Below are 25,426 nucleotides of genomic sequence, written 5' to 3' on the forward strand. Positions count from 1 at the left end.
CGAAGCACTCCGGGCGGGCGGGCACGCCGAGCCCGGAGCACTACCGCGGGCCCGTCAACCGAACGTAACACGGAACACGGACAAACGGAACAGAGCAAAATCCACCAGACAATCAACACGTGACGGCTTGGCTGCTACCTCCACGCACGAAGCCCGCCGACGGTTGAGTCTCTGTCGTGAGCAGGACGTCGATTCGCGCGGGTGATGTTGTCGACGGCCCAGCCGGTGTCCGCGCGCGTCCGGGCGCGGGTTTCCGCACCGGGGTTCGCCGCCGCAACGCCGGTAGGGCTCGACCTCGGTTGCCCGCCCGAAGTCGGGGGCGTCGATCATGTTGCTGCCGCCGATGTACAGACCGACATGGTGGACGCGCCCGGGAGAAGATGCGTCACCGGCGGACTGCAAGTCGGTATCCCATTGTCGGCAGGCGTGGGTTCGTCACGACCGACGTGAGATCTTCGTTCGTCGGCTTGACCCACGTCTGCCACTCATCACCAGGCAGCAGTACCTATCGGCGCTCGCCCGTGGGCGCGCATTCGACGACGAATGTCTCGCTGCGGCCGACGACGTGCAGTGCGACGACGTCGATGTTCACGACAGGCTCGGGCCCGGTATTCCGCACGAACACCTGCACGCCGTTGCTGCCTTCGGATCCTGCTACTCCGCCGACGATGTAGAAGGCCTGTACGCGAAGCCGCTCGGCGTCTCGGCGGCTCTCGCGCCGCCGCTCGTCGCTGGCAACCCGGAGGGCCACCCACGCTGCGATCAACGCGCCCAGCCCGCCGAACCACTGGCCAACGCCGGCCCAGTCGCCGGGACTCAGCCACCGGCGGAGGGTATAGGTCACGAGAACGACAAAGGCAATCGTGCCAAAGATTGCCCACGTCGACTTTCTGACGTCCCTGATCGATCGGCGCTCTCGTCTCATGATTACCGTCCTCGCGGTGGCCGTCTACGGGGCCGTTCGGGACGCGCTCAAGCCTTTCCTGGCATCTCCCCTGGGTGCGGCCAAAGCTGCGATGCTCACCGCATACGGTGCGCGGCACGCTAGTTCGACGGCCCCGGCGATGCCCAGAACAGCATACGCGACACCCCACGCCGGACCAGGCAGCAGACGGAAAGCAAAGCGCCAGGCGGGCGGGTCGTTCGGTGCGGCGCCCGGTCCGGGGTTCGGCGCCCTTCTACGACAGTTCATGAGAAGAGAATCGCCGTGCGCAGGTGAGGCGCCAAGCCCTGACACTTAATTTTTTCGATTAATCGCGATGGTGCACGGCGCGCCTTAAGGCACCCGTGTACGCGCCGTGACCGGATGCATGTGGTGGCGCTCGTCCAGGCCGTCGGCTTGCGGGTTGCCGGGGCACACGTGGTCTGACCTGACTCCGGCGACGCCTCAGCTGCATCCGATGTTCGGTTGGTCATCCCGCCCTGCACGTGCCAGCAACCCATCCATGCAGGTCGAGTGTTCGCTTCGCATATCTCGCCGTTGCCCAGGTCTTCGCGGCGCTAGGACTTTTGCCGAGGGCTGATCGTGAGAAGGATATCGGGGCCAGCGCTTCGCGTAGCGCATTGCCGTTTGTTGTGGACAGGTCGATCTCGTACGCTACGCCGTCCAGTCCGAACGGGATGGTCTGCTCGGCGCGGCTGCCGTTTGTGTCGTCGAGTATCTCGATCGCCACCCTCTTGGCCATCTGCGCATCCTTTCTTTCCGGTACCGCTTCAAATGGCTCATGGACGAGGCTCTTCGAGTTTCTTCGAGAGCCTATTGACTGTCGGTCGTGTCGTCGGCGTGGATAGGTATGTGATCCGGACGCGTTGCTGACCGCGGAGGTGGTGGGGGAGTTGGTGCAGCTGTCGCCGAGGATGTTGAAGGACCAGGCCGCCGCCAGGGTGTTGCCGCATCACCGGTTTGGGAAGCGCTACCGGTTCACCCGTGGCGATGTCACCGAAATCGTGCGGCTCAGTGCTGCTCCGGTGAAGCCGCCGCGGCGGCGTGATGGCGAGACACGGTTCGACGACTTCGCCGAGGAGTGGCTCGCTGCCGTGGCTCCGCGGCTGGAGCTGAACACGGTCGCGAAGTACCGCTCCTTCCTCGACACCCAGTTGCTTCCACAATGGAAGGCATGGCCGCTGATCGCGATCTTCAACGGCTACGTCGAGACCGAGCGGTGGCTCTCGGAGCTGCACGAGGACTACGCCGAGTCTTCGGTCTCCGCGTACTTCGCGTTGTTCTCCACCATCCTCAATGCCGCTGTGCGTGCGCGGATGATTTCGCCAACCCGTGCAGCGGTGTCCGCGTGTCCAAGGGTGAGTTCGACGCCGAGCGGTTGGTCGCCACGCCGGCGCAGGCCGCGATGCGGCTCCACGAGCTGGGGCTGGGGCTGGGGATGTCGAGGTTGGTGCTGTGCCCAGCTGATGGACAGCCATCGGGACCGTTCGTGCTGTGCACGCCGAAAAGGGCATCCGTGGCGGCGATCGAACTTCCGGATCCGGTTCTGGCGGCCGGCGTGGGACGGTGCCGAGCTGGACGACGCGAAGGCGGGGGAGCGGCGCCCGCCGATCCTGCCGACGTTCACCTTTCACGAGGGCCGCCACACCCACAGCACGTGGGTCTACGACCACCTGACGCCGGCGATGGTGAAACAGATCTTGGACGCCCTGGGGGAACGCTGGCTACGGTCACTGGCGGCCCTGTACCCAAGTGAGCGGGCGAAGTTGGTGTCCTGGTTCCCGCACCTGCGGTCCCGGCGCCTGGACCCCGGGCCCGGGACCCATCGCCATCTGACGACTGAAGCCCCGCCCCTCCGGGGAGGGACAGGGCTTCTGACCTGCGAAAACTTGTGGTGCGCGATACTGGGATTGAACCAGTGACCTCTTCCGTGTCAGGGAAGTGCGTCACGTGGTTCGACCAGGCGAAGCGTATCTTTCCGCAGGTCGCAGGCTCGTGTTGATCCCTGGAGGGGTAGCTTCTCGGCAATTGCTTCGGGTTGCAATCGCCGATGAATCGCCAGATTTCGGACCGCGGTCGGCGACCACGACTGGCACTGATGGCACCAACGGTCCAGCGATGGGCTCGACCGTCGGAGATCGTTCTGGTCGCTATTTTCTCCACGACTTGAGGTTGCTGGCGACGTGCCCGGCGAGCTGCGGTTCGCAGCCGCCGAGGGAGGACAGCATCGCGAGGGTGAGCAGTTCGTGGTCGGGACGTCGATGCCGTCGCGGGAGCAGGTGGTCGCCGAAGCAGTTGCTCGAGAGCCACCGCTGGACGTGCTATTGATCGTCGGGGGTCGACGCATAGGGCTCCTCGGCGGGGTACGGTTCTGCATCGTCTGTCAGGCAGTGGCGCTCACGGACGCCGGTCGCAGAGCCCAGTCCCGCACACTCCTGCCCTCGACGAAGCGCCAATCTGCACGACACTTGTCGCAAGCGATCCACACATCGTGCTCGCGGAAGCCCGGGATGTTGTCGTGCTCTTCGATGATCGTCCCGTTGCCGCAGGGGCACAGGTATTCATAGCGCTCCGTCGTTCCGGAACCGGCGCCCCATCCTCTGTGGTCGTGTGAATCGCCGCTGATCTGCTCGGTGCGAATATGCGTCGACGAGGGCTCCGTCCTCATCCACTCCGCGATCGCGGTGACTACTGCGTCGTAGGCTTCGGGCGAATGCGAGACCTCGTGGAAGATCGCCAGGAGCTCACCGGCGGTGCGCGCAATGCGGTGGTCGCTGTCGCGGACGCCAGCTGAGTAGTCGCGGGCGAGGTCGCCCACGACGTCGTTGCGGCCGACCTGCCGGATCAGCCAGTCGTGGAACGGGGCAGGCTCGTCGACTGGCGGCGACGGGACCCAGTCATCGGTGATGGACTCGCCGGCTGCTGCCTGCGTGAGCGCGGTGCGTAGTCGCTCATATCCAGCAGGACGGTAGTGGTGGACCTGCGGTCGATTCTGCCCGGAGCCGACCATCCGGCGCACGTAATCGTGCTCGCGCTCGGACACGCCGACCAGGAGGTTGGGGCCCTCACGGTCTGCGTCTGCGATCGGAAGTCCGAGCGCGGCTGCCGCCCAGATCAGGCGGCCGTTGGACACGTAGGAGCAGTGCGGGCTGAGGAACCACTCGGCGGTGTGCTTTAAGGAGTAGCTGCCGACCTCTGCAGCCTTTGCGCCCGAGGTCGGCGTGAACATCCGGAGCATGTCCGTGATGAGGGCGAGCTGGATGTAGTCGCTCTTGCCGTTGAAGTGCCACTGCGAGTCCGAACGGACCCCGTCCTCGCCAGAGAGGGGGGCACCACCTTGTGCGCTGATCAGCTCGTGATCGTTGAGGGTGGCGATGAGCCGTCGGGCGCTGACCCGCGGACCGAGGAGACCTTGGGCAAGAGGGGAACTCACCTGCCGCAGCGCGGCGGTGTAGTTCGTGCCGGTGAAGGTTGACCAAGCGCGCGCGTCTTGCTGGAGCGCGCGGCTCGGAGTGTTGTTGTTCGGAGTCATCTCAATCTCTTGTTCCGGGCTGTACACCCCACGCCTGCAAGCCCTGTGACATGAGAGAGATCTCGAGCCAACAGGTACTGCTTCTCTGAAATCCGCCGTTGGCGATTGTCCTCGGCGTCTTCGTCGCGTGGGAACTCAGACTCGGAGAAAGGCAGTTCAGGCTGCCAGCCCCAAACGTAGCACGGAGACCGCCTCTGCAGGTTCGGATCGTGCCGCGATCCGAGTGGTCGGTGGGTTGCTCTGGCTCGTCAGTGGGTCACGTCGAATGTGTGTTCGGCAGATATCCGACTCGGACGAGTGAAGCGCCGACGAGCGAGCGCAGGTAGTGGTCGACGGCGAGTCAGGGGCCCGGCGTGGCGGGGGTGATCTCTACCGGACGATCCATGACCGAAGTCTGCAGCCTAGGTGCCGGACTCGCTGACCTCCTTAAGGCTGATAACCAGAGGGTTCTTGGTTCGAGTCCAAGCGGGGGAGCTGTCAGACGAGAAAGCCCAGGTCAACGACCTGGGCTTCTCTGCGTTGTGGGGCAGTGGTGCCTGGAGGGAGGATTTAGTGATTAAAAACTCCGGCAAGGTGTCGCCGCTGCGGGCATCAGCACTTCGGCGTTCCGGGTGGCCTACTCGCTGCTTCCGTACAGGCACCCCGCGCGATCGCGGGGGTGTTGGGCAAGTCGGTCGGGAGGCGTTCGGCCGCCAATCGCTCGCGCTGCTGACCACTCTCAACGCGGAGTGCGCCAGCGCAGACGAGCTCACCGATTCCACTACCGCGGCGTTCCAGTAGCACCCGGACTACACGATCATCACCAGCTTCCCGGGTCTGGCCGATCTGTCCGGCGCACGAGTCCTCGGCAAGCGTCGGAGGACGCTGGTGGATCGCCGTGCAGTGCTTCCCATCGGACGTTGTGCGCCGCCGGCCACAGACCGGCCGCCCACGCGGATCTCCTGCTCCTCCGTAGTGAACTGGCGCCCCCTGAGGTCGTGATGAGCCACCACGAACGCCTCGGACTTTCGGTCGGCGGCAGGGATGACCTGCCTGGTGTTGGGGGGCGCACCCACCCGCGCCGTCTCTGGCTGGCATGCCAAGGCTGTCTCGGTCGCGTACGGCCCCCCACCTCTGGTTCGGGGACAGCGACTGGAGTGAGGTCCGGCGACTCGCTGCTCAGGCGCTGATCTGTCTGGCACCGTGATTCCAGGCCTGCCTGACTCGGGCAGGCACGTAGGCCGTGACCGCACGCCCAGCGGCATGAGCGGACGTCGGTGATGTGGGTGGTTCGGTATTGCTTGTAGCGGTCCGCTGGGTTCGGTCGATACTGGAGGGTGAGAGTCCGGCGTCCAGGTGAGGGGTTTGGTGTGACCGAGTCGGTGGAACTGGTGGTGGCAGCCTTGGCGGCAGGTGCGGCTGAGAAGGCATCCACGGCAGTGAAAGACGCTTACACAGGGGTGAAGACGCTGGCTGTGCGGATTCTGCGCCGAGTGGATCCGGTGCCGTCGGGGGTTGTGGAGATGGTGGAAGCCGACGCGGTCACGCCGGTTGGGAACGAGAGGGGCGCCGTGAGGCGCCGTGAGCTCACGGCGGCGCTGACCGCGGCGGACGCTGGTGCCAATGAGGAACTGGCGGCGGCGGCGCTGAAGGTGCTGGAGCTGGTCGATCCGGCCGCGACTCACGCGGGCGATTATCGAGTCCTCTTGCATGGCAACAAGGGTGTTCAGGTGGGTGACCACAACACTCAGACCAATACCTTCAGCTGACCCGGCCTTCGATGACCACTAACCCGGCGCCCTCGCAACCTGAGCCCTCGCGTCCTGCGGCTTCGACGCCGCCTGTCTATAAGGTCAGCAATAGCCAGGGTGTTCAGATCGGCAGCAACAACACTCAGTACAACTACAACATCGTGACGCAGACCTCGCTGTCTGCGATGAAGTCGCAGCCTGCGGTTCCTGGGCTGGCGCGGGCGCGCACGCCCGAGTCGACAGATCTGGCCGAACCGAGAGTGCGCGTAGGGGTAGTACCCTTGCTGGCAGATTGGTTTCAGATTAGGAAGGTTGACCTGGACAGGCAGGGTCCGGAGGATGGGGCAGACTCGAAAGTTCTCGCCCAAACAACCAACGAGCCGTTCGCAGCGCGGACGACCGTGTTGGTCGGAATAGGTGGAGTAGGCAAGACCCAACTGGCTGCAGAGCTCGCCACCAGAGCATGGCACGATCCAGCGCAGCGGTTGGCGATGTGGGTAACCGCAGACTCGCGGCTGTCGATCATCGCTGCCTATGCCGAAGCTGCGCACCGGTTACTATCGGCCGATCCGACGGTCCCGGACACGGCCGCGCACCGGCTCTTGGAGTGGATGGGGTCTACGGACCAGCCGTGGCTAGTCGTACTGGATGACCTGCGCAGCCCCGCAGACCTGCGAGACCTGTGGCCGAGAACCGAACGGTTGGGGCGGGTCGTCGTAACTACCCGGCGCCGCGATCCCGCTTTACACCGCCGCGACCGGGTGATGCTGCCCGTCGATGTGTTCACCCCTGCCGAGTCGCTGTCGTATCTTCGGGCTAAGCTCACCACGACCGGCACCGGGGCTGACCTTGACGACGGCGCGGCAGATTTGGCCGACACCCTGGGACATCTGCCACTGGCCCTGGCGCAAGCCGCAGCCTACCAACTTGACCGCGGCCTTACCTGTCACCGTTACCGGGATCGCTTCCGGGACCACTCAAAGAAGCTTTCCGAGATTCTTCCCGATCCAGACGAGGAAGAATTGCCCGACGGCTACCGGCATACGATCGCCGTTACCTGGTCGCTGTCCGTGGAATTGGCGGATCGACTCGCCCCTCGCGGGTTGGCCACCCCGATGCTGCGCATCGCGGCGCTTCTCGACCCTGCCGGCACACCGCTAGCAGCATTCACGACCAGACCAGTCCTTGAATATCTGGCCACCAATGGATTTGACGCCGATGAAGATGCTATCGTCGACGCCCTCGGTGCGCTGCACCGCCTCAGCCTGATCACCCTCGAGCACGCGCAATCCGATCGCATGGTAGCGATACACACCCTGGTCCAGCGCGCCGTACGTGACACGCTCACCCCCGAGTGCCTCCGCAACCTCGCGCGGGCCGCAGCCGATGCAATGCTCGCACACGGCCTGGCACATCCCAACACCGTGCTCGCTCTCGCTCGGCTGCTCGGAATTGAACTGCAAGAGGTACTGAACGACACGTCCACAATGAAGCCCGAGAACCAGGCAGTCACCGAGCCCTCCGAGCCCATAATTCTAGCTCCACTTGCCTTTCTCGACAGCGAAAGCTTTGAGATGGCGACTGACGTCCTCATGGCGGCAATAGCCCTGCAGGAGGCTCGCGTGGGTAATTACGGTCCCGATCATCCGCGCACGATGGTCGGCACGGTGGCGCTCGGCCTGGCTCTCGCCGTTGCTAACCAGATGTATGGTCAGCGAGAGTCTGCGTTGGCGCTTGTCGAGGACGGCTATATTGGCCTGCGGGAAGCTTACGTGAATGGCGCAGTACCACCGCAGATCGCAGGCATTTCTGAGTCGATTTACAAATGGGTTCTCGGTCTCGTTGAACAAGACTTGGATGAATGATAATATCGGCTGATCGATACTGCCGGCATGTCACCGTTGTCGAACTCGATGAGGCGATTCGCGCCTGTCGGTCGTCGTCGGCCGGGTTGCCGGCGGTCGAGCGGAAGGCCGTCGACGACGTCATCGGCCACTGCAGGCTGATCAACCGCGGGCGGGTAACGGAGCTGTGGCGTTCGAGCTGCGCCAGACCTGGAGGGCGTGACTATGCAACCGAGGCCGCGATGGCCAGTGCTAGCGGCGCGATCTTCCAGTGGCGGCAACCCGTCGTAACGTGCACACCCCGAGAGGACGCGCAAGCTTGAGCCCACTTGTGCAGTGGCATGAATATCTTGAATGCGGGTAACGGTGGAGGGGTTTTGTCGACGCGACATGGGCGTGACACCGCGGTGGGATGGACTGATGGCTGACGTAGCCGTAAGTTTAGCAGACAGACCGCCAATGCCGCGGTACCGACTTAAATTCTGTTGGACGCCTGGAAGAATCCTATCGTTTCAGCCATTGAGTCTTCGCCATGACAAAACCGCCCGAAGCGACCGAGCGGGAAGTCTGGCCAACGGTAACGAAAATGCAGTAATTGCCCATTGTCACCAAAATAAGTTTCATTTGCCGATATCTTCTTTGAAACGAGGTGGACCCTTGAATATCGATCTTATTGTTGAGGCCTTGCGCTTCGGAGTAAAGGTGGCGAATGCAGACGATGATGCTAAACTTGAGCTCTATAATGACCTTAGAAAGGCAGTCGAAGAGGTTCTTGAACCTATTCCTGGTGGGCGCGCGGCCCTTGATGAGTTTACGCGAGACCCAGGACGATGGGACTCCATACTGAAGGCTCATCTCGGTCATCTCTCAGATGAGTTGCAACTTGAAGCACTTGGACTAGCCGGACAAATAATGTCATCCAACGAGGCCGCAATCTACGGGAATGCATTCCAGCAGGTCGCTATAGCGGAGAGCCATGGGGTGCAAGTCGGGTCCAACAACACCCAGAACAATCTATTCTGGAAATTCCAAGAGGAACGCGAGTTTGTCTTGGAACTTGCCGCTTGTGCTATTAAAATTATCGCGCTCGTAAAGAGACTTCACTCTATAACAAATAGGAACAGCTGGGTGTTAGAACTATGCAAATATGCAACGCTAGGCAAGTTGACTGGTCAATACAACGAGATTGCCAGGGAGTTGAATACAGCCAAGTTGGAGTACGAGAAGACGCGCAACCTGAAGAACATTCGAATCCGCAATAAGGAATATTTGTCAATAGTCGACGATCTCGATCGGAAGATCAGTGAACTTCTTGAAACGCTTTCTGTGCGCGAAGATGAGCTGAAACGCGAGGAGTTTCGGGAGCCCAGTAAGGAAATTCGCAACAAGTTGTCGATCCTGCTGTCAGCATGCGAGTCCGAAATAGAGGAAACTGTGCGCAAGTTTAGTCAAACCTAGCACCAAGCATCGAAGCTAACTGCGGCACCACCCACCGGGGCGCCAGTGCTCGCTGCGGGCCAAGCCCTGGAACCGGTCCTGCGCCGCGCTCTCGGCGCACTGGCCCAGGTCGAGCAGGCCGCCGCCCGCGCTGGCAGTCCGATGCCCCCGGATTGGCACGACCAGCGCATCCTGCGAGACCTGCTGGCCAGATAATCAACATGCAGACTCAGGGCAGGTCTGGCCAAGGCGGCGCCAGACGGCATAGAGGGGTACACGCTCGGCTGATCGCCGACTCGTGTCGTCTCCGCCGGGGGGGCGTACGCACGCCCCGGCGGTTGAGCAGGATCGGACCGTACTCGCGGTCGCCAATGGCTCGGTCGATCGCCCGGCAGACTGCCGGCGGCAAGGGCACCAGCGCGACCTTGCTGCCCTTGCCGATCACCCGCAGCACTCGGTGTCCGTGTTCTTCGCCGATGTCGCTGATGTCTGCGGCGCAGGCCTCGAATACCCGGAGGCCGAGTAGGCCGAGCATCGCCACCAGCGCGAAGTCGAACGGGTTCACCGATTCCCGCGCCGCGCTCAGCAGGGCCTCGAACTGCAGGTGTGACAGGCCGAGGGCCGGTGACTCGTTGGGCACCATCGGGCGCCGGACGTATTCCGCTGGCGAGTGCTCGAGCACGGTGTCGATGACGCAGGTGCGGTAGAAGCCGGTGACCACGGACATCCTGCGCGAGACTGTGGAGGGTTTGAACCGTCGGACTTCCTGCATCCAGCGCACGTACAGCTCGATCTGCGGCCGGCTTGCTGTCAGCGGGGCGCGGTCTCGTTCGCCGCACCAGGTGAAGAAGATCCGCAGGTCTGACTCCGAATGCCTCCGCGAAGCACCCGAGTAGCGGCCGAGGTACGCCGTAGCCGCCAGTCGTAACACTGTTTCGTCTCGGTCTGAGGGCTCCATGACCTCAATGCTGAGTGAAAACGTTCCACGCACAAGAGCAGGAGGGACTGCGCCACCCGCGGCATGAGGGCGCGTTGTAGCAGTTCAGGTAGCGCGACCGATATAGCACTTGCTCGAAGGGCTCGACGAGGGGTTCGGTGTGATCGCATCAGTGGAACTGGTAGTCGCGGCGCTGGCTACCGGTGCGGCGGCAGGCACGCGTGAGACGGCATCCACCGCGGTGAAAGACGCGTATTCCGGAGCGAAGACCCGGGCCCTGCGGACGTTGCGCCGCGCGGAGCCGGTACCGAGCGCCATGGTCGAGGCGGTCGAGACTGACGCGATCACGACGGCCGACGACGAGGCAGGGGTCTCACAGCGACGGGAACTTGCGGCCGCGTTGACCGCGGCGGATGCGGGAGCCGACGACGAACTGGTAGCCGCAGCACTCAAGGTTCTTGAGTTGGCTGATCGCGCCGGGAGCCAGGTGGAAAAGTACCGGGTCCTCCTGCACGGCAATAAAGGTGTGCAAGTGGGCGACGGCAACATCCAGAACAACACCTTCAACTGACCGAGTTGTCGATGTCTGCAAACCAACACGATGGAGAGCCGGCGAGCGTGGTCAGCGGCGGCAAGGGGGTGGTGGTAGGTCGGAGAAATATTCAGAACAACAACTTTTTCAGTCTCTGGCCTTCCCGTCGGTTCGTCGCGCCGGAATTCTCTCCGGTTCCGGATCTGGCCGGCCGGGCGAGCGAGCTTGCTGCCCTGGCGGACGCTTTTGCGGGCAACCTGTCGAGGCCGACGGTCCGAGTTCTCACCGGCGAGAGCGGTGTGGGCAAGTCGGCGCTGGCCGCGGCCCATGGTCGTCGTCATCATGACCGTTACGGCTCGATGGTGTGGATTGATGCCCGCGACCCCGATCAGATCGCCGAGCTATGCCGCAACGTGCTGAACGTGGTGGCTCCGGGAGAAGCCGACGTCGACAACCCTGTGGACGTGCTGTTGCACGGTTACTTGGCAAATCAGGACAAGCGGTGGCTCCTGGTTATGGACGACGTCCGGCACCCGAATCTGATCCGGCGACTGATCCCGGCCGCCGGGGCGGGCGACGTGATTGTTACGAGCGCGGCTACCGGATGGCGTGACCATGTCGCCATCGACGTCGGACCGCTGGGCTTCGAGGCGGCTACCAGTCTTCTGCTACCTCCGGCGGGAGCCTCGCCCGAGCCAGTAGCTCGGGCGCTGGCCGCCTTTCTTGGGGGCTCACCACGGGAGCTGATCCGGGCTCGCGAGACGTTGGCGGCCAACCCGGCTGTCGACTGGACGGACTACCTGCGACTGGACTCGACGGGGCAAGCCGACACTTACGCCACGAACTCCGACCATGCGGCGCAGGTGACGGGCAGAGCTCATCGAAACTGCGTGGCCGCCGGATCGCTGCAGGAGGGCCATCAGGAGCTGTTCGTGGTCGATCGCGACCGTCGGCTGGTGCACCGGTGGAACGATCTGGAGCAGCCGCACGGCCCAAGGGCGCGGTCGGGCTGGTCGCGCTGGTGGCTGATGAACGAGCCCGAACCCGTGCACCGCGTCGGCTGTTCCAGCTTGGATGCCGGACACCTGGAAGTCTTCGCCGTCACCGATGATCAGGGCTTGATCCACCGCTGGCGCGAGGGAAGCCCGGCTCGGTGGTCGCCATGGCGGGTCCTTGCCACTCCTGGCAAGATCATCGCACTCGATGTCGGCTCGGCTCGGGACGGCTCCCAAGATCTGTTCGTGGTGACCACTGACGGTCACGTGTACACGCGGGGATTCGATCGCGATCGCGGGGACTGGACGGGGTGGGTGGGTTTCGGGGCTCCGGAGCCTGTTGTCGGAGTGGCCTGGTCTGGGATGAACCGGTCCCGCGGTCATCGCGAGTTGTTCGCCGTCACCAAGAGCGGGCGTGTTCTGCACCGATGGAACCACCTGGACGCCGGCGAGGACTGGAGTGACTGGGCCGATATGGACGCTCCAGGCCGCGTCCGCAGCGCCACCGCCGGATCGCCTCGGCGAGCACAACAGGATTTGATCGTCGTCTTGGGAGACGGCACTGTCTTCTCCCGGCGATACGGCCGAACCGGCCACGAGTGGGATCCCGAGTGGACATCGATGTCCGCCCTGGAACCCATCGTCGCCATCACGAGCTCGTCACTGACCACAGGACATCTGGAACTGTTCGCGACCACCGTCCACGGCGCCCTGCTGCACCGCTGGTACTGGGCCAGCACGGGATGGTCGGAATGGGAGCTGTTCGAGCGAGCGCCTCAGACTCCATGAGTCGCGCTATGGCCAGGGGCCTGACCGGCCCAGCGTCCGGCCGTCGCCAAAGGGGCGGACGTGGGGGATGTGGGTGGTTCGGTGTGGCTTGCAGCGGTCTGCTCGGTTCGGTCGATACTGGAGGCTGAGAGTCCGGTGTCCAGGCGAGCGGGTTGGTGTGATCGAGGCGGTGGAGTGGGGGTGATAGTTAGACGCGACGGGACGTGGTCGCGTCTAACTACGCTGTCGGAGACATCTGAGGTCGAACCGCACGGGCAACACCCGTAGCGGTCTTGGTGCCGCCGACGACTAATCTGGAACGAAGCCGGTGGCGAAGTGTCGGCTGGGGAGGTCATATGAGCGGGCTTGGTCGTCGCGTCGTGTGGTTGGGAGGCATGGCTGCTGTTGGTGTGGCGCTCTGGGGAGCGTGGCAGCTTGGCGCATTGAACTGGCTGTGGGAGGAAAACCATCCAGCTCGGCCGGTGGTTGAAGCGTTGAGCTGGGTTGCCGGCATCGTCGGACTGGTTCTTGGGATGGTCGCCCTGGTTGTCTCGCTGCGCCAGCTGCGCAGCCACCCTCCAGCTGAGGAGGGGTCTGCTCTGCGCCCGTCATCCAACTCGACCGGAAAGTATGTGGTCGATGTTCAAGATAGCCGCGGTGTCCAGATCGGTGACGACAACGCGCAGACTAATCACTTCGACCGGTAGTTAGCCGTGTTCTCCCGAGGTCGACAGGGCTGCGGCTCGACGCCGCCCGAGCCGGTGCGGCGTGTCGACGTCAGCCAAAGCGACGGCGTGCAGGTTGGCGACCACAACACGCAGATCAACTACATAGTTCGCCGCGATGGCGACGACGGCGCCGCGCCGGCTCGGGACGATGAGGCAATCAGCGGCACCGTGGACCGGAACTACCGGCGGAACCGGATGGCGCGGCCACGGGTCATGGCTGCGCATCCCGGAGCGTCGCTTCTAGTCGATCGGTTGAATGCAGAGGATGGCCGTCCGGTTGTCGTGATGCACGGTCGCGCAGGTTCCGGCAAGAGCACAGTTGCGGCCGAGGCTGTGAAGCAATTGACTGACGCAGGCTGGGCCGCCGCGGTATTGCGTATGGACGCGATCGACAGTGTCTGTCGAAGCGCCGCAGCATTGGGGGAGGCGGCTGAGTTGCGGTCGTCCCCGGTCGACGTCCTTGGTTCGGTTGCTGACGGTGGGCAGGCGGTACTCGTCATCGACCAGCTTGATGCGGTGAGTACGTACAGCGGTCGCATGCCCGATAGCTTCGAGGCTGTCGCCGAGGTCGTCGAACAAGCTGGCATGCGTGGGCGAGTGAAGGTCGTTCTCGTCGTGCGCACTGCTGATCTTTCGGCTGATCCGCGGATGAGGTCCCTGCTCGCCGACGAGGACGAGGTCGAGCAGGTCGAAGTCGGTCACCTCGACGCCGCGGCTGTGCAGGCCGCTCTTACGACCTTCAACGTCGAGGCGAACTCGCTAGCGCCGGAGACGCTTGACTTGCTTCGCGTGCCCCTTCATCTGGCGGTGTTCTTCCGGCTGGAAGCCAGGTCGCGCGAGCTGCCGTATCGGACGCTCCCAGACCTGTATCAGCAGATGACGTGTGAGCTCCGCCCGCGGGTTGAAGGCGACCTGGGGCCCACCGGCTGGCACGGGGCGGTCGCACCTCTGGTGACCTATATGAGCGAACACGAGACCTTGCACGCACCGGCTGCGCTCCTCGACCGGCTTCCACCACGCGCACGGCCGGCGCTGGCCTCGGCGGGGATCATCCGCGATGACGGCGCCACGGTCCAATTTTTCCATGAGACCTATTTCGACTTTTTGTTCGCTCAGGAGTTCGTCGCTCAGGGGCAAGATCTGCACGACTTCGTGGTGCGCTCGGGCCAGCAGCTGTTTCGGCGCGCCCAGGTGCGGCAGGTCCTCGAACACCTCATCGGCGTGGATCGGCGGCGGTTCCGGGCGGACGCGGTTCGGCTCTTGACCAGTGACGCGATTCGTTCGAACTTGCTCGACGTCGTGATCGGGGTACTCGGCTCCCTGCCGGCCGTGGCGGAGGACTGGCTGGCGATCGAACCGTCTGCGTTCGGGGGCTCACGTCGTAGTGGGCGGATCCTCGCCCTGCTGATGGTGCCGGCGTGGTTCGATGCCGCCGACTCAGCCGGTCGTTGGGAGCCGTTGCTCGCGGAGACCTCGACAGCTGCACCGACGGCCGAAGTGCTGGTCAGGGCGGCCAAGGAGCGCGGGAGACGCATTACTGAACTGGTCAAGCCGTTCATCGGTAGCTCTGACGAGTGGACGCGTCGTCTGCGGTCCATGGTCGAGTGGTTCCTCTCTCCAGGCCTGGTGGACCTGACCGTTGAGCTACTCCGTCTCGGCTTGCTCGACGGAGCTCGAGGACCAATCGCGGTAAACAGCAACTTCTGGTCGATCGTCGCCGGTCTCAGCGACGAAGACCCCGCAGGAGCAGCACGGGTCGTAGGCGCCTACTTGGACCGTGCCAGAGACCGAGCGCGGGCCGACGGCGTCACCGACCCGTTTCCGGATTACATTGACCACTCAGGAGGTGCTGGCGGTGACACGACGATCATCGAGATCGCAACTGCAGCACCTCAGCAGTACTTGGAGCACGTTCTTCCCTTCGTACTTGCGGTGTCGAGTGATACAGCCACGAACGACTATGACGGGCTGAAGACCGGCGGCCCGTGGGCGTACCGGTTCTACGGGTCGCACGAAGTGGATGACGCTGTCCTGGACGGCGTCGAGATCGCTCTGCGCGCAACCGCACATGAGCTCTGGAGCGAGCCGAGCACGATCTTCGAGGAGCTGCGCAGCAGCGAGTACGAGGTTGCGCGATTTCTCGTGTGCCGTGCCTACACTGCCATCGCCGAGCAAGCAGCGGATGAGGCCATCGACTGGCTGCGATCGGACGACCGAAACCTTCGGCTGGGCTGGCAGGGGAGCAGCGTCTGGGCATCACGGCAACTCATCGAAGCGGCAGCACCGCACTGCGGCAACGCCCAGCTCGACGCTCTATGCACAAAACTTCTCGCCTTCTACCCCGCATGGGAGAAGCAGCCCGGTAGGGGCGAAGCCTGGGGGTACACGCAGTACGTGCTCATGTCCGCCTTGCCCGAGAGCCGGCTGTCAGCTGCAGTCCGGCGCAGGCTCGGCGAACTCGAGCGGAAATTCACTCGGGCCGCCGTCCAGCCGCCCGAGCCGCTCGAAGCTCACTTCGTCGGCTCTCCGGTACCCGAAGAGGCGGGTGAACACATGACCGACGGGGACTGGTCTCGAGCCATCACCAAGTACGCGACCGCAAAAGACCGCCCGCGTAGGCACGACGCGGTCGGAGGCTCACGGGAACTTGCCGGAGTGCTTGGTCGCCGCGCTGCGGTCGACCCGGAACGATTCACCGAACTCGCCCTGACATTCGATGATCAGACGCCCGCTTCCAACGTCATCGAAGTCGTTAACGCTGTGGCTGACAAGATCAGCATCGCGAAGCTGACTGAACTGTGTGAGCACGCACGGCGTATCTCGGGAGAAGCGGCTGGCCAAGCTGTATGCCGGGCCATCGCGAACTCTGCCGAAGAAGCCACGGACGCGCTGATCGCCTTACTTGAGCACTATGCCCGTGCGTCCGATCCTGTGGAGGAACGCGCAAGTGGACGGCGCGATGGCGAGTTTGACCTCGAGACGGCGGGGATGAACTCAACACGGGGAGTTGCCGCTGCAGCAATCGGTCAGATTCTCTTCGCTGGCGACACGTACGCACTCCGGCTGCTTCCGACTGTGGCTCTACTCGCGCACGATCCGATCCTGTCAGTACGCGCGGCAGCCGCTCGTCCAATTTTGGCCCTATTTAAAAGCCATCTGGAACAGGCTCTCGACGTCGCTGACGCTCTGTTCGCCAGCAGTGATATCGAGATTTACCATTCCAACGCAGCTAACAGGTTGTTGAAGTACTCCATCTATCGTGCAGGCGCCCGTTTCTCTCGGCATCTCAACCGCGCCCTCGACGCGGACCGCGAAATCGCGGTGAAAGCTGGCCACATCTGGGCCAACGCATCGTTGAACGACCTGCTGCCGGAGGCATGTCACTCCGACGTCGCCGACTTACCTGTTCGGGCTCGGCAGGGGGCTGCGCAAACCATGGCCACGGCGCCGCAGCGTGCCCACGAAGTGCTCGTGAGGTTGTTCGACGACGATGACCCGGATGTCCGCAAAGCCGCCGCTGCGGCGATCCGAGTCCTCCACGAGCCCGACTCCGCCTCGATCAGCGAACGCGTTGTGGCGGCATACGCGGCCAGCCGAGCCTTCCCAGAGAACTTTGGTGACCTCTTCCACGCGCTTGAGCGAAGCCTGAGACTGCTGCCCTCGACCACGATCATCGCCTGCGAACGCGCCGTCGAGCACGCCGGCGCCGAACTCGGCGATCTAAGCCGGGCCGCCGCTGCTATCAGCCGTGACATCGTCACCGTCGTCCTGCGGCTCTACCGGCAAGGCGACGCGGCAATGCGCGACAGATGTCTCGACGTCGTGGACAAGTTGGCCGACGTCGGGGCGTACGGGCTGCCGGACGCGCTCCAGCACGAACGTTGACGAGCGGGGTGAGACGGCCTACTGCAGGAGATCACCAGTTCGGGGGATGCTGGTGGGCTGTCTGGGCTCGGATCTGCCCGGCCAAAATCAGGCCGGGCCTTGCTGTGCAGCGGGTAACTGTTATGAGCGGCGTTGCGTGAGAGGCCTCTCCCGCGTTGAGGCGCCGCTGAGAGTGCCTCACCGAGACGAACGCTCTGCGGCATGAGCGGACGTCGGGAATGTGAGTGTTTCGGGATGGCTTGTAGCGGTCCGCTCGGTTCAGCCGATACTGGTAGTTGACGGTCCGGTCCAGGTGAGGGGTTTATGTGATCGAGTCGGTGGAGCTGGTGGTGGCGGCGCTGGCAGCCGGTGCTGCGACAGGTGCGAAAGACACAGCATCGACAGCCGTCAAGGACGCTTACGCGGGGGTGAAGTCACTGGCCGTGTGGGCGTTGCGCCGCGCGGAGCCGGTGCCGGCGGAGGCCGTGGAGCTAGTGGAAGCCGACGCGGTCACACCGGCCGAGGACGAGAGCGGCACCGCGGGGCGCCGTCAGCTCACCGCTGCCCTGTCCGCGGCGGACGCCGGCGCCGATGAGGAGCTGGTGGCGGCGGCGCTGAAGGTTCTGGAGCTGACCGACCCTAACGGGACCCGCGCGGGCAAGTATCGTGTCCTGCTGCATGGCAATAAGGGCGTGCAGGTGGGTGACCACAACACCCAGACCAACACTTTCCGCTGATCCGGTTCTCGGTGACCACCAACCCGCCGTCTCCGCACCCTGAATCTCCCGACCTCGTTGGCTCGGCGCCGCACGTGTATGTGGTGAGCAGCAGCCTGGGTGTGCAGATCGGCAGCAACAACACCCAATACACCACTGTCACGCAGGCTCCACTGCCCGCGATCGAGTCGGTGCCGGCGGTGCCGGGCCTGTCCCGGATCCCTCTCGACACGGCGCTGTTCGTGGGCCGCTCCGGTGAGCTGGACCAGCTCGAGGCGGTGCTGGACCGGTCCGGACGGGCGGCGGTGGTCGCGGTGCACGGTTTGGGCGGGGTGGGTAAGAGCACCTTGGCGGCCCGGTTCGCACACCTGCACGCAGGACGGTTCGAGTTTCGGTGGTGGATTACGGCTGACTCCGCGGCTGCCCTCGACACCGGCTTGGCCGATCTCGCCGAAACGCTTCTGCCCGCTACCGCGGACTTGCCTGGGGAGCAGCGCGCTGCGCTGGGTGTGCGGTGGCTGGCGACCCACGAGGACTGGTTGCTGGTTTTGGACAACGTGACCAGCCCGCAAGATGTGGCGGGCCTGTTGAGCAGGGTGCGGACGGGCACGGTGGTGATCACCAGTCGGCAGCGCTCGGGGTGGCGGGCTGCGGAGACGGTGGCGCTGGACGTGCTCGCCGAGAACGAGGCGCTGCATTTGCTAACCCGGATCGTGCGGTTGGAGTGGCCGGACGCGGATCTGGTCGGCGCGGAGCGGTTGTGTAGCGAGCTGGGGTGGTTGCCGTTAGCGGTGGAGCAGGCGGGAGCCTATTTGGCCCAAACCCGTATCAGCCCTGCCGCTTATCTGGACTTGCTGGCGCGGTTTCCGGCGCGGATGTTCACCGCGACGGCAGAGGGCGGTGACGCGCAGCGCACGATGGCAAGGGTCTGGCACGTCACTATCGACCGGCTGGCCGACACCCCGGCCGCGGGTCGGGTTTTGCGGCAACTGGCCTGGTTCGCCCCGGACGGCGTCCCCCGGGCCCTGCTGGCCGGTGAGATTGCGGAACCCGAGTTATCCGAGGCGCTGGGACGATTGGCTGCATATAGCATGGTCACCCTGACCAAAAACAGCGTCGCCGTGCATCGTCTGGTTCAAGCGGTCACCCGCACACCCGACCCGACCGACCCGCACCGTCAACCTGCTGAAATCGCCACCGCCCGCGACAGCACCGCCACCTGTCTGGTGACCGCCCTCTCCGATCTTGACCCACGTATTCCTGCGGACTGGCCTGCTTATCGGGTGGTGCTGCCTCACGCGCGGGCCTTATCGGAGCACAGCACGCCTGACACCGACACTGCACAGGCCAGCATCCTGCTCAACCAGCTGGGCGTCTACCTTGCACACCAGGGTGACCTCGGCACCGCCATTGGCTACCTCACCCGCGCCGGCGACAGTTTGCAACGGCTCAACGGCTCCGATCACCCTCACACGCTGGCCTCGCGGAACAACTTGGCCTACGCGTACGAGTCGGTGGGTGACCTGCGCCGAGCGATCTCGCTGTATGAGGCTGCCCTCACCGACTTCGCGCGGGTGCTGGGACCTGACCACCCCGAGACGCTGCTCTTGCGGAACAATCTAGCCCACGCCTACGCAGTAGTGGGTGATCTGGGGCGGGCGATCCCTCTGTATGAGGCTGCCCTCACTGACTTCGTGCGGGTGCTGGGGTCTGACCACCCGTACACGCTGGCCTTGCGGAACAACCTGGCTTACGCCTACCAGGTGATAGGTGATCTGCGCCAGGCGATCCCGTTGTTCGAGGCCAACCTCGCTGACCGTGAGCGTGTGCTGGGACCTGACCATCCGGACACGCTGGCCTCGCGGGGCATCCTGGCCTACGCCTACGCAGTAGTGGGTGATCTGGGGCGTGCGATCCCTCTGTATGAGGCCACCCTCGACGACTTCGAGCGTTTGCTGGGGCCTGACCACCCCGACTCGCTGACTTCGCGCAATAACCTGGCGCACGCATACGAGGCAGCGGGTGATCTGGGGCGAGCGATCCCCCTGTATGAGGCCACCCTCGACGACAGCGAGCGGGTGCTGGGATCCGCTCACCCCGACACGCTTACGACGCGCAACAACCTGGCCTACGTCTACCAGGAAGCGGGTTACCTGCGGCGGGCAATCGCGCTGTATGAGGTCGCCCTCACCGACTTCGAGCGGGTACTGGGACCTGACAACCCCGGCACGCTCAACTCGCGGAACAATCTGGCTAACGCCTACTATGTGGCCGGTGATCTGGGGCGGGCTGTGCCGCTGTTCGAGGCAGTCCTCGCCGATCGGGACCGGGTGCTGGGATCTCACCATCCCGACACGCTCAGCTCGCAGAGCAATCTCGCGAGCGCCTACCAGGCGGCGGGCGACCTGGGGCGGGCTGTGCCGCTGTTCGAGGCAGTCCTCGCCGATCGGGACCGGGTGCTGGGACCTGACCACCCCGGCACGCTGGCCTCGCGGAACAATCTGGCCTACGCCTACCGCGCGGTCGGTGATGCGGGGCGGGCGATACTGCTGTTCGAGGCCACCCTCGCCGACAGCGAGCGGGTGTTGGGACCCGACCACCCCATGACAAAAACCATCCGTTCGAACCTAAATGCGGCGCGTTCGACCTGAAGGCCCACCGTGCGATCGTTACGGACAGGCCAACGGTGGCGCTGACGTCCGCTCGTCGGCATGAGCGTGTGTCCCTACGGACGACCGTTCAGCGGCAGAAGCGATGTGCGACTCAAGCGCATGTCGACCGGCGAGGACCGGTACTCGGCGAGGTCTTCCGAGAAACCGGCGCGCGGAAGTCGAGCGGATCGCCCGGGCCGTTGATCCGGCTGGTTTTGAACGTGTGATGCGACTTCACTTACCCGCGATCTGTGACAGCACTGCCGGTGAAGGGCGGGTTGCTGTCAGCGAATTTTGACGTCACTTGGGCCTTGCGGTGGCAGCATCGATGTGCCTCGAAGTGAGGAGCGTCGATGCCGGGCATGTCGAAGGCCGAGCTGTACGCCGCGATCCGGCGTGACGCCCGCGAGGGCATGTCCGGCCGGGCGATCGAGCGCAAGCACGGAGTCGGCTGGCGCACCGTGCGGCGGGCGCTGGAATCGGCGTGGCCGCAACCGCGGAAGAAGTACCCGCCGCGGCCGTCGAAGCTGGACTCCTTCAAGCCGGTGATCGATGAAATCCTGCGCGAAGACCTTGATGCACCGCGGAAACAACGGCACACCGCAAGACGGATCTTCGACCGGCTGATCGACGAGCACGCCATGGCTGACGTGTCGTATCAGGTGGTCCGCAGCTACATCGCGACCCGGCGCCCGCAGATCCGCATCGAAGCCGGCCGAGGACCAGTGAACGTGTTCGTCCCGCAGACCCACCGCCCCGGGGCGGAAGCCGAGGTCGACTTCGGCGAAGTCGCGGTCCGGCTGCGCGGGGAGCAGGTGACGTGCTTCCTGTTCGCGTTCCGGATGTCGTTCTCCGGCCGGTCGGTGCACCAGATCTACGCCACCGGCGGCCAGGAAGCGTTCTTCGAAGGCCACCTGCACGCTTTGACCACGCTGGGCGGGGTCCCGACTGGCGTCGTCCGCTACGACAACCTCAAGGCCGCCGTCGCCCGGGTCCTGGGCTTCTCCCGGCAACGGGTCGAGACCGAACGCTGGACCGTCTTCCGTTCCCACTTCGACCTGCAGCCCTTCTACTGCCGGCCCGGGATCGAGGGCGCCCACGAGAAGGGCGGGGTCGAGGGCCAGATCGGCTGGTTCCGCCGCAACCACCTGGTCCCCGTCCCCGAGGTCGACTCGCTGGCCGAGCTCAACGCCATGGTCGACAAGTGGGACGCCGACGACCTGTCGCGACGGATCGGCTCCCGCAGCCACACCATCGGCGAGCACTTCACGATCGAGGCACCGCTGCTCAAGCCGCTGCCGGCCGAGCCGTTCGAGACCGGCCGGTGGTTCACCCCGCGCGTCGACCGCTACGCCCAGATCCCGGTTCGCACCAACCGCTACTCCGTCCCGGCCCGACTGATCGGCCGCCGCGTCCGGGTCCTGCTCAACGCCAACGACTTGATCGTCTATGACGGGCGCGTCGAGGTCGCCCGGCACGAGCGGCTGCTGGCCAAAGGCGGCGCCCGCCTCGAGCTGGACCATTACCTCGAGGCGATGGTCCGCAAACCCGGCGCCCTGCCCGGCGCGACCGCGCTCGAGCAGGCCCGCTCGGCCGGCAAGTTCACCCCGGTCCACGACGCCTGGTGGGCTGCAGCCCGCAAGGCCCACGGCGATGCCGCCGGCACCCGCGCCCTGATCGAGGTCCTGCTGCTGCACCGCCACCTGACCCACGACCACGTCGTCGCCGGGCTGGCTGCTGCACTGCGCGCGGGCGCCCTGACCGCGGACGCGGTCGCACTCGAAGCGCGCAAGGCCGCCGAGCTCGAAGATCCCGTCGCCGGCGGAGCCTCTGCCGAACCCGGCACGTCTGAGCAGGTCACCTCACTGACCCGGCGCAGGCTGACCCACCTGCCACCCGACCCGCGGCCGCTGCCTTCGGTCGCGGTCTATGACCAGCTGCTTCGCCGCCGCACCACTACCGGCACCGACGAGGAAGGGACGACCGGACCATGAGCACCACACGCCACCGCGGCCTGACCGAGCAGGCCGCCGACGCCGCCGTCGACCAGGCCTGCCGGATGCTGCGCCTGCCCACCATCCGCAGCCAGTTCCCCGACATTGCCGACGCGGCGACTCGCGAGCAGATGTCCTACCGCGGGTTCCTCGCCGAGCTGCTGATGGCCGAATGCGACGACCGGGCCCGCCGACGTTCCGAGCGCCGCATCAAGGCCGCCGCGTTCCCGCGGGAGAAGTCGTTGCGCGCCTTCGACTTCGACGCCAACACCAACGTCGACCCGGCCATCATCCACACCCTCGCCACCTGCGAATGGGTCAAGAAGGGTCTGCCGCTCTGCCTGATCGGTGACTCCGGCACCGGTAAGTCGCACCTGCTGATCGCTTTGGGCACCGAGGCCGCGATGGCCGGGTTCCGGGTCCGCTACACCCTGGCCACCAAGCTGGTCAACGAGCTGGTCGAGGCCGCCGACGAGCTGGTGCTGTCCAAGACGATCAACCGCTACGGCCGCGTCGACCTGCTCTGCATTGACGAGCTGGGCTACATGGAACTTGATCGCCGCGGCGCCGAGTTGCTCTTCCAGGTGCTGACCGAACGCGAGGAGAAGGCCTCGGTCGCGATCGCGTCCAACGAAAGCTTCGGTGGCTGGACCAAGACGTTCACCGACCCGCGCCTCTGCGCTGCCATCGTCGACCGCCTCACCTTCGGCGGCAACATCATCGAAACCGGTACCGACTCCTATCGCCTGGCCCAGACCCGCAAGCGCGTCGCCAAGTGACGTCAGAATTCACCGACATTGATCATGCTTTGAGCCCCTAAGTGACGTCAAGATTCATGAGCATCTGACGTCAGCAAACACAGTCACGGCCAACGCCTCAACGATCTCGCCGCGGATCCAGTCAGCGGGGTCGTCGATTCGTCGACCGCCGGCAGGAGTGGTGACGGTTAGCCAGTCGCGGTCGATCACGACCAGCAAAACTCGGCAGCACCGGACTCGTGTCATCAGTTCTTGAACGAAGTCGGCACCTGGCGGGATCGAGTAGCAGTCCAGGAACACCTGCTCCCGGCCGAACGTCGCGGCGAGATCGCGGTCGAGTAGCTCGCCCATGGCGCGGCTGTCGTCGCCACGGTAGTTGATGAACACCCCGCCCACGGCGGCTCCCATCCGTACCTGTCCTGTGTTGGCCAGCTGCCGGTCGTCAGGATGCCCTACCACACATGCATACGCCGCTTAGCAACCTCAGCGGGTAGGAACTGTCCACTATCTGACCAACAGCTGACGGCTATCTTCACGCGGCTTCGAGGCCTCGAGTACAGCCCGGCCCCCAGCGAGGACCTCGATGAAAAAGGTCAGATAGTTTGACGCGATCGTCGGAAGATCGCGTCAAACTATCTGGCCTGTCGAAGCTCGCCGTGCTGCTGCAGGCCAGCCTTACTGTCGGTCGACAACGACGTGCCGGATACCCGCCCAGCAGCCCGAGGCACCGGACCTGACCGGTGCCACCGCCTACGCCGGCGTGCCCGACAAGGGCGACCGCTGGTACATCCTCCAGGGCAGCGACACCGTCCTGTACTGGCGCAGCGACAGCAGCGTCGCCCCCGAACTCGATAAGGACTGCCGCCGCGTGCAGATCGTCACGGCCGCGACCCTGCGCCGCGCCTCCGAGACCTGGCGAGCAGTTCCGATCAAGCGTTAACCAGCCAGCTGCGCCCCCGACCGCCCTGCCTTGCGACTGGGTGATGCAGACTGCATCGGGGTCACCCGGGACTCAACGCGTCGTCGGAGAGGGTGAGAGGTAAACCTTTGTTGAAGGTTGTGCCGACGAACACGGATCTACCGGCGAAGTCCACGCCACTGAACACAGCGTCGCCGGTGAAGGACGCGTCCTCAAAACAGGCGTTGCCGGTGAAGGTCGCGTCGTCGAACCTAGCGTTGCCGGTGAAGGTCACGTCGTCAAACCGGGCGTTGCCGTTGAAGGTCGCGGCGCTGAAGCGTGCGTCGCCGGAGAAAGTCGCGCCGTCGCCGTGCATGCCGAACCAGGCAGTGACGGTGAAGGTCGCCGAGTGGAACCAGGCGTCGCCGGAGAAGGTCGCGCGAGCAAACACGGCGTCGCTGGTGAAGATTGCGCGGTCAAACCGGGCGTCGCCAGCGAATGCGGTGTCGACGAACCAGGCGTTGTCGCCAAAAGCCGTGCCGGCGAACCAGGCGTCTCCGGTGAAGGTCGAGCCGGTGAACACGACCCCGCCGATGAAGGTTGCGTCGCGGAAGGAAGCTGTCCGTACTCGGCAGTCCTTGAGTTTGAATCTGATCAGAATGGCGTTGGTGAGGTCGAGGTCGGTGTCGGGCCAGAATGTCTGACGGTTGCCAGGCTCAAGATGGTCAGCGAGAATGCGCTGGGCCGCGAGGCGGACTTCCTGCTCCTGCACCCGGCTGTGGTGCTCCGTGCGCTGGGCCTCGTCGGCCTCAGCTGTCGGCTGGGCATTCGGCGGGTTGAAAGGCATCCGCAGGTAGGCGCAGATAACGTTGACGATGCTCTGGCGCTGACCGGGGTTGTTGTGGGCCAGCCGCTCCAACGCGTACAGCCCGGCCATCCGGACCGGGGCCTTTTCGGAGCCGAGCTGGTCGGCGGCCTTGGTGTAGAGCTCGGTGACGTTCTTCTCCGTCGCGTCGCTCTCGTTGTGTTGCTGGCGCCGCACCGCCAGCAACAGGGCGGGAGCGGGCCTACGCGGGGAGCCGGGCCGGGCGGCCGTCGT

19 protein-coding genes are annotated in these 25,426 nt (G+C 64.8%); 13 read left to right on the forward strand and 6 right to left on the reverse strand.

Annotation, left to right across the window (positions count from 1 at the left end; genetic code table 11):
• Positions 1-505: 505 nt before the first annotated feature.
• Both ACWDN5_RS30015 and ACWDN5_RS30020 read right to left on the reverse strand, forming a co-directional pair.
• Complete coding sequence (locus ACWDN5_RS30015; protein WP_449678643.1) at positions 506-925, reverse strand: hypothetical protein; 420 nt, start codon at positions 923-925, stop codon at positions 506-508.
• Between the two features lie 487 nt (positions 926-1,412).
• The gene (locus tag ACWDN5_RS30020) at positions 1,413-1,685 is read right to left on the reverse strand and encodes an Lsr2 dimerization domain-containing protein (RefSeq protein ID WP_449678644.1); all 273 of its coding nucleotides are present in this window, start codon (positions 1,683-1,685) and stop codon (positions 1,413-1,415) included.
• 124 nt (positions 1,686-1,809) lie between these two features.
• Here ACWDN5_RS30020 and ACWDN5_RS30025 point away from each other — a divergent pair, with 124 nt between their 5' ends.
• Entirely contained in the window at positions 1,810-2,865 is a 1,056-nt protein-coding gene (locus ACWDN5_RS30025; protein ID WP_449678645.1) for a hypothetical protein, read from the forward strand.
• Positions 2,866-3,326: 461 nt separating this feature from the next.
• On the opposite strand, the gene ACWDN5_RS30030 is transcribed toward ACWDN5_RS30025, so the two are convergent.
• Complete coding sequence (locus ACWDN5_RS30030; RefSeq protein ID WP_449678646.1) at positions 3,327-4,475, reverse strand: hypothetical protein; 1,149 nt, start codon at positions 4,473-4,475, stop codon at positions 3,327-3,329.
• A 1,349-nt stretch (positions 4,476-5,824) separates the two neighbouring features.
• On the opposite strand from ACWDN5_RS30030, the gene ACWDN5_RS30035 reads away from it, so the two are divergent.
• From ACWDN5_RS30035 to ACWDN5_RS30045, 3 genes are all read left to right on the forward strand, one after another.
• Positions 5,825-6,223, forward strand: a complete 399-nt coding sequence (locus ACWDN5_RS30035; protein WP_449678647.1) for a hypothetical protein — start codon at positions 5,825-5,827, stop codon at positions 6,221-6,223.
• Between the two features lie 11 nt (positions 6,224-6,234).
• Entirely contained in the window at positions 6,235-8,070 is a 1,836-nt protein-coding gene (locus ACWDN5_RS30040) for an NB-ARC domain-containing protein (protein WP_449678648.1), read from the forward strand.
• 636 nt (positions 8,071-8,706) lie between these two features.
• Positions 8,707-9,507, forward strand: coding sequence for a hypothetical protein (locus ACWDN5_RS30045; protein ID WP_449678649.1), 801 nt, complete (start codon positions 8,707-8,709; stop codon positions 9,505-9,507).
• Positions 9,508-9,715: 208 nt separating this feature from the next.
• Here ACWDN5_RS30045 and ACWDN5_RS30050 read toward each other — a convergent pair whose 3' ends face one another.
• Positions 9,716-10,444, reverse strand: coding sequence for a tyrosine-type recombinase/integrase (locus ACWDN5_RS30050; RefSeq protein WP_449678650.1), 729 nt, complete (start codon positions 10,442-10,444; stop codon positions 9,716-9,718).
• 109 nt (positions 10,445-10,553) lie between these two features.
• Between ACWDN5_RS30050 and ACWDN5_RS30055 the strand changes: the two genes are divergently transcribed.
• The 8 genes from ACWDN5_RS30055 to istB all read left to right on the forward strand — a co-directional run bounded on the left by ACWDN5_RS30055 (position 10,554) and on the right by istB (position 23,450).
• Positions 10,554-10,994 (forward strand): hypothetical protein, encoded by a 441-nt coding sequence (locus tag ACWDN5_RS30055; protein WP_449678651.1) that lies wholly within the window; start codon positions 10,554-10,556, stop codon positions 10,992-10,994.
• A gap of 47 nt (positions 10,995-11,041) precedes the next feature.
• Positions 11,042-12,739 carry an NB-ARC domain-containing protein gene (locus tag ACWDN5_RS30060; RefSeq protein ID WP_449678652.1) on the forward strand — a complete coding sequence of 566 codons (1,698 nt, stop codon included), beginning with the start codon at positions 11,042-11,044 and terminating at the stop codon, positions 12,737-12,739.
• A 335-nt stretch (positions 12,740-13,074) separates the two neighbouring features.
• Positions 13,075-13,425 (forward strand): hypothetical protein, encoded by a 351-nt coding sequence (locus ACWDN5_RS30065; RefSeq protein ID WP_449678653.1) that lies wholly within the window; start codon positions 13,075-13,077, stop codon positions 13,423-13,425.
• 6 nt (positions 13,426-13,431) lie between these two features.
• Positions 13,432-17,331 carry a hypothetical protein gene (locus ACWDN5_RS30070; RefSeq protein WP_449678654.1) on the forward strand — a complete coding sequence of 1,300 codons (3,900 nt, stop codon included), beginning with the start codon at positions 13,432-13,434 and terminating at the stop codon, positions 17,329-17,331.
• A 305-nt stretch (positions 17,332-17,636) separates the two neighbouring features.
• A complete protein-coding gene (locus ACWDN5_RS30075) occupies positions 17,637-18,047 on the forward strand; it encodes a hypothetical protein (protein WP_449678655.1) in 411 nt (136 codons plus the stop codon).
• 83 nt (positions 18,048-18,130) lie between these two features.
• Positions 18,131-20,677 (forward strand): FxSxx-COOH system tetratricopeptide repeat protein, encoded by a 2,547-nt coding sequence (gene fxsT / locus ACWDN5_RS30080; protein ID WP_449678656.1) that lies wholly within the window; start codon positions 18,131-18,133, stop codon positions 20,675-20,677.
• 362 nt (positions 20,678-21,039) lie between these two features.
• Positions 21,040-22,671, forward strand: a complete 1,632-nt coding sequence (gene istA / locus ACWDN5_RS30085; protein ID WP_449678661.1) for an IS21 family transposase — start codon at positions 21,040-21,042, stop codon at positions 22,669-22,671.
• On the forward strand, positions 22,668-23,450 hold the full coding sequence (istB, locus tag ACWDN5_RS30090; RefSeq protein WP_449678657.1) for an IS21-like element helper ATPase IstB: 783 nt from the start codon (positions 22,668-22,670) through the stop codon (positions 23,448-23,450). The genes istA and istB overlap by 4 nt, the downstream gene beginning before the upstream one ends.
• 54 nt (positions 23,451-23,504) lie before the next feature.
• Here istB and ACWDN5_RS30095 read toward each other — a convergent pair whose 3' ends face one another.
• Complete coding sequence (locus ACWDN5_RS30095) at positions 23,505-23,825, reverse strand: TIR domain-containing protein (protein WP_449678658.1); 321 nt, start codon at positions 23,823-23,825, stop codon at positions 23,505-23,507.
• Positions 23,826-24,189: 364 nt separating this feature from the next.
• Here ACWDN5_RS30095 and ACWDN5_RS30100 point away from each other — a divergent pair, with 364 nt between their 5' ends.
• Positions 24,190-24,369: a hypothetical protein gene (locus tag ACWDN5_RS30100; RefSeq protein ID WP_449678659.1), complete on the forward strand. Its 180-nt coding sequence runs from the start codon at positions 24,190-24,192 to the stop codon at positions 24,367-24,369.
• A gap of 61 nt (positions 24,370-24,430) precedes the next feature.
• Here ACWDN5_RS30100 and ACWDN5_RS30105 read toward each other — a convergent pair.
• Positions 24,431-25,426 (reverse strand): pentapeptide repeat-containing protein (locus tag ACWDN5_RS30105; protein ID WP_449678660.1); only part of this gene is annotated, 996 nt, incomplete at its 5' end.

It is taken from the genome of Amycolatopsis sp. NPDC003731 (assembly GCF_053586895.1).

Coding starts and splice junctions, on each gene's coding strand:
- ACWDN5_RS30030 (WP_449678646.1), bottom strand. CDS start 4,475: ATGACTCCGAACAACAACACTCCGAGCCGCGCGCTCCAGCAAGACGCG.
- ACWDN5_RS30050 (WP_449678650.1), bottom strand. CDS start 10,444: ATGGAGCCCTCAGACCGAGACGAAACAGTGTTACGACTGGCGGCTACG.
- ACWDN5_RS30065 (WP_449678653.1), top strand. CDS start 13,075: ATGAGCGGGCTTGGTCGTCGCGTCGTGTGGTTGGGAGGCATGGCTGCT.
- istA (WP_449678661.1), top strand. CDS start 21,040: ATGTCGAAGGCCGAGCTGTACGCCGCGATCCGGCGTGACGCCCGCGAG.
- ACWDN5_RS30020 (WP_449678644.1), bottom strand. CDS start 1,685: ATGGCCAAGAGGGTGGCGATCGAGATACTCGACGACACAAACGGCAGC.
- ACWDN5_RS30015 (WP_449678643.1), bottom strand. CDS start 925: ATGAGACGAGAGCGCCGATCGATCAGGGACGTCAGAAAGTCGACGTGG.
- ACWDN5_RS30040 (WP_449678648.1), top strand. CDS start 6,235: ATGACCACTAACCCGGCGCCCTCGCAACCTGAGCCCTCGCGTCCTGCG.
- istB (WP_449678657.1), top strand. CDS start 22,668: ATGAGCACCACACGCCACCGCGGCCTGACCGAGCAGGCCGCCGACGCC.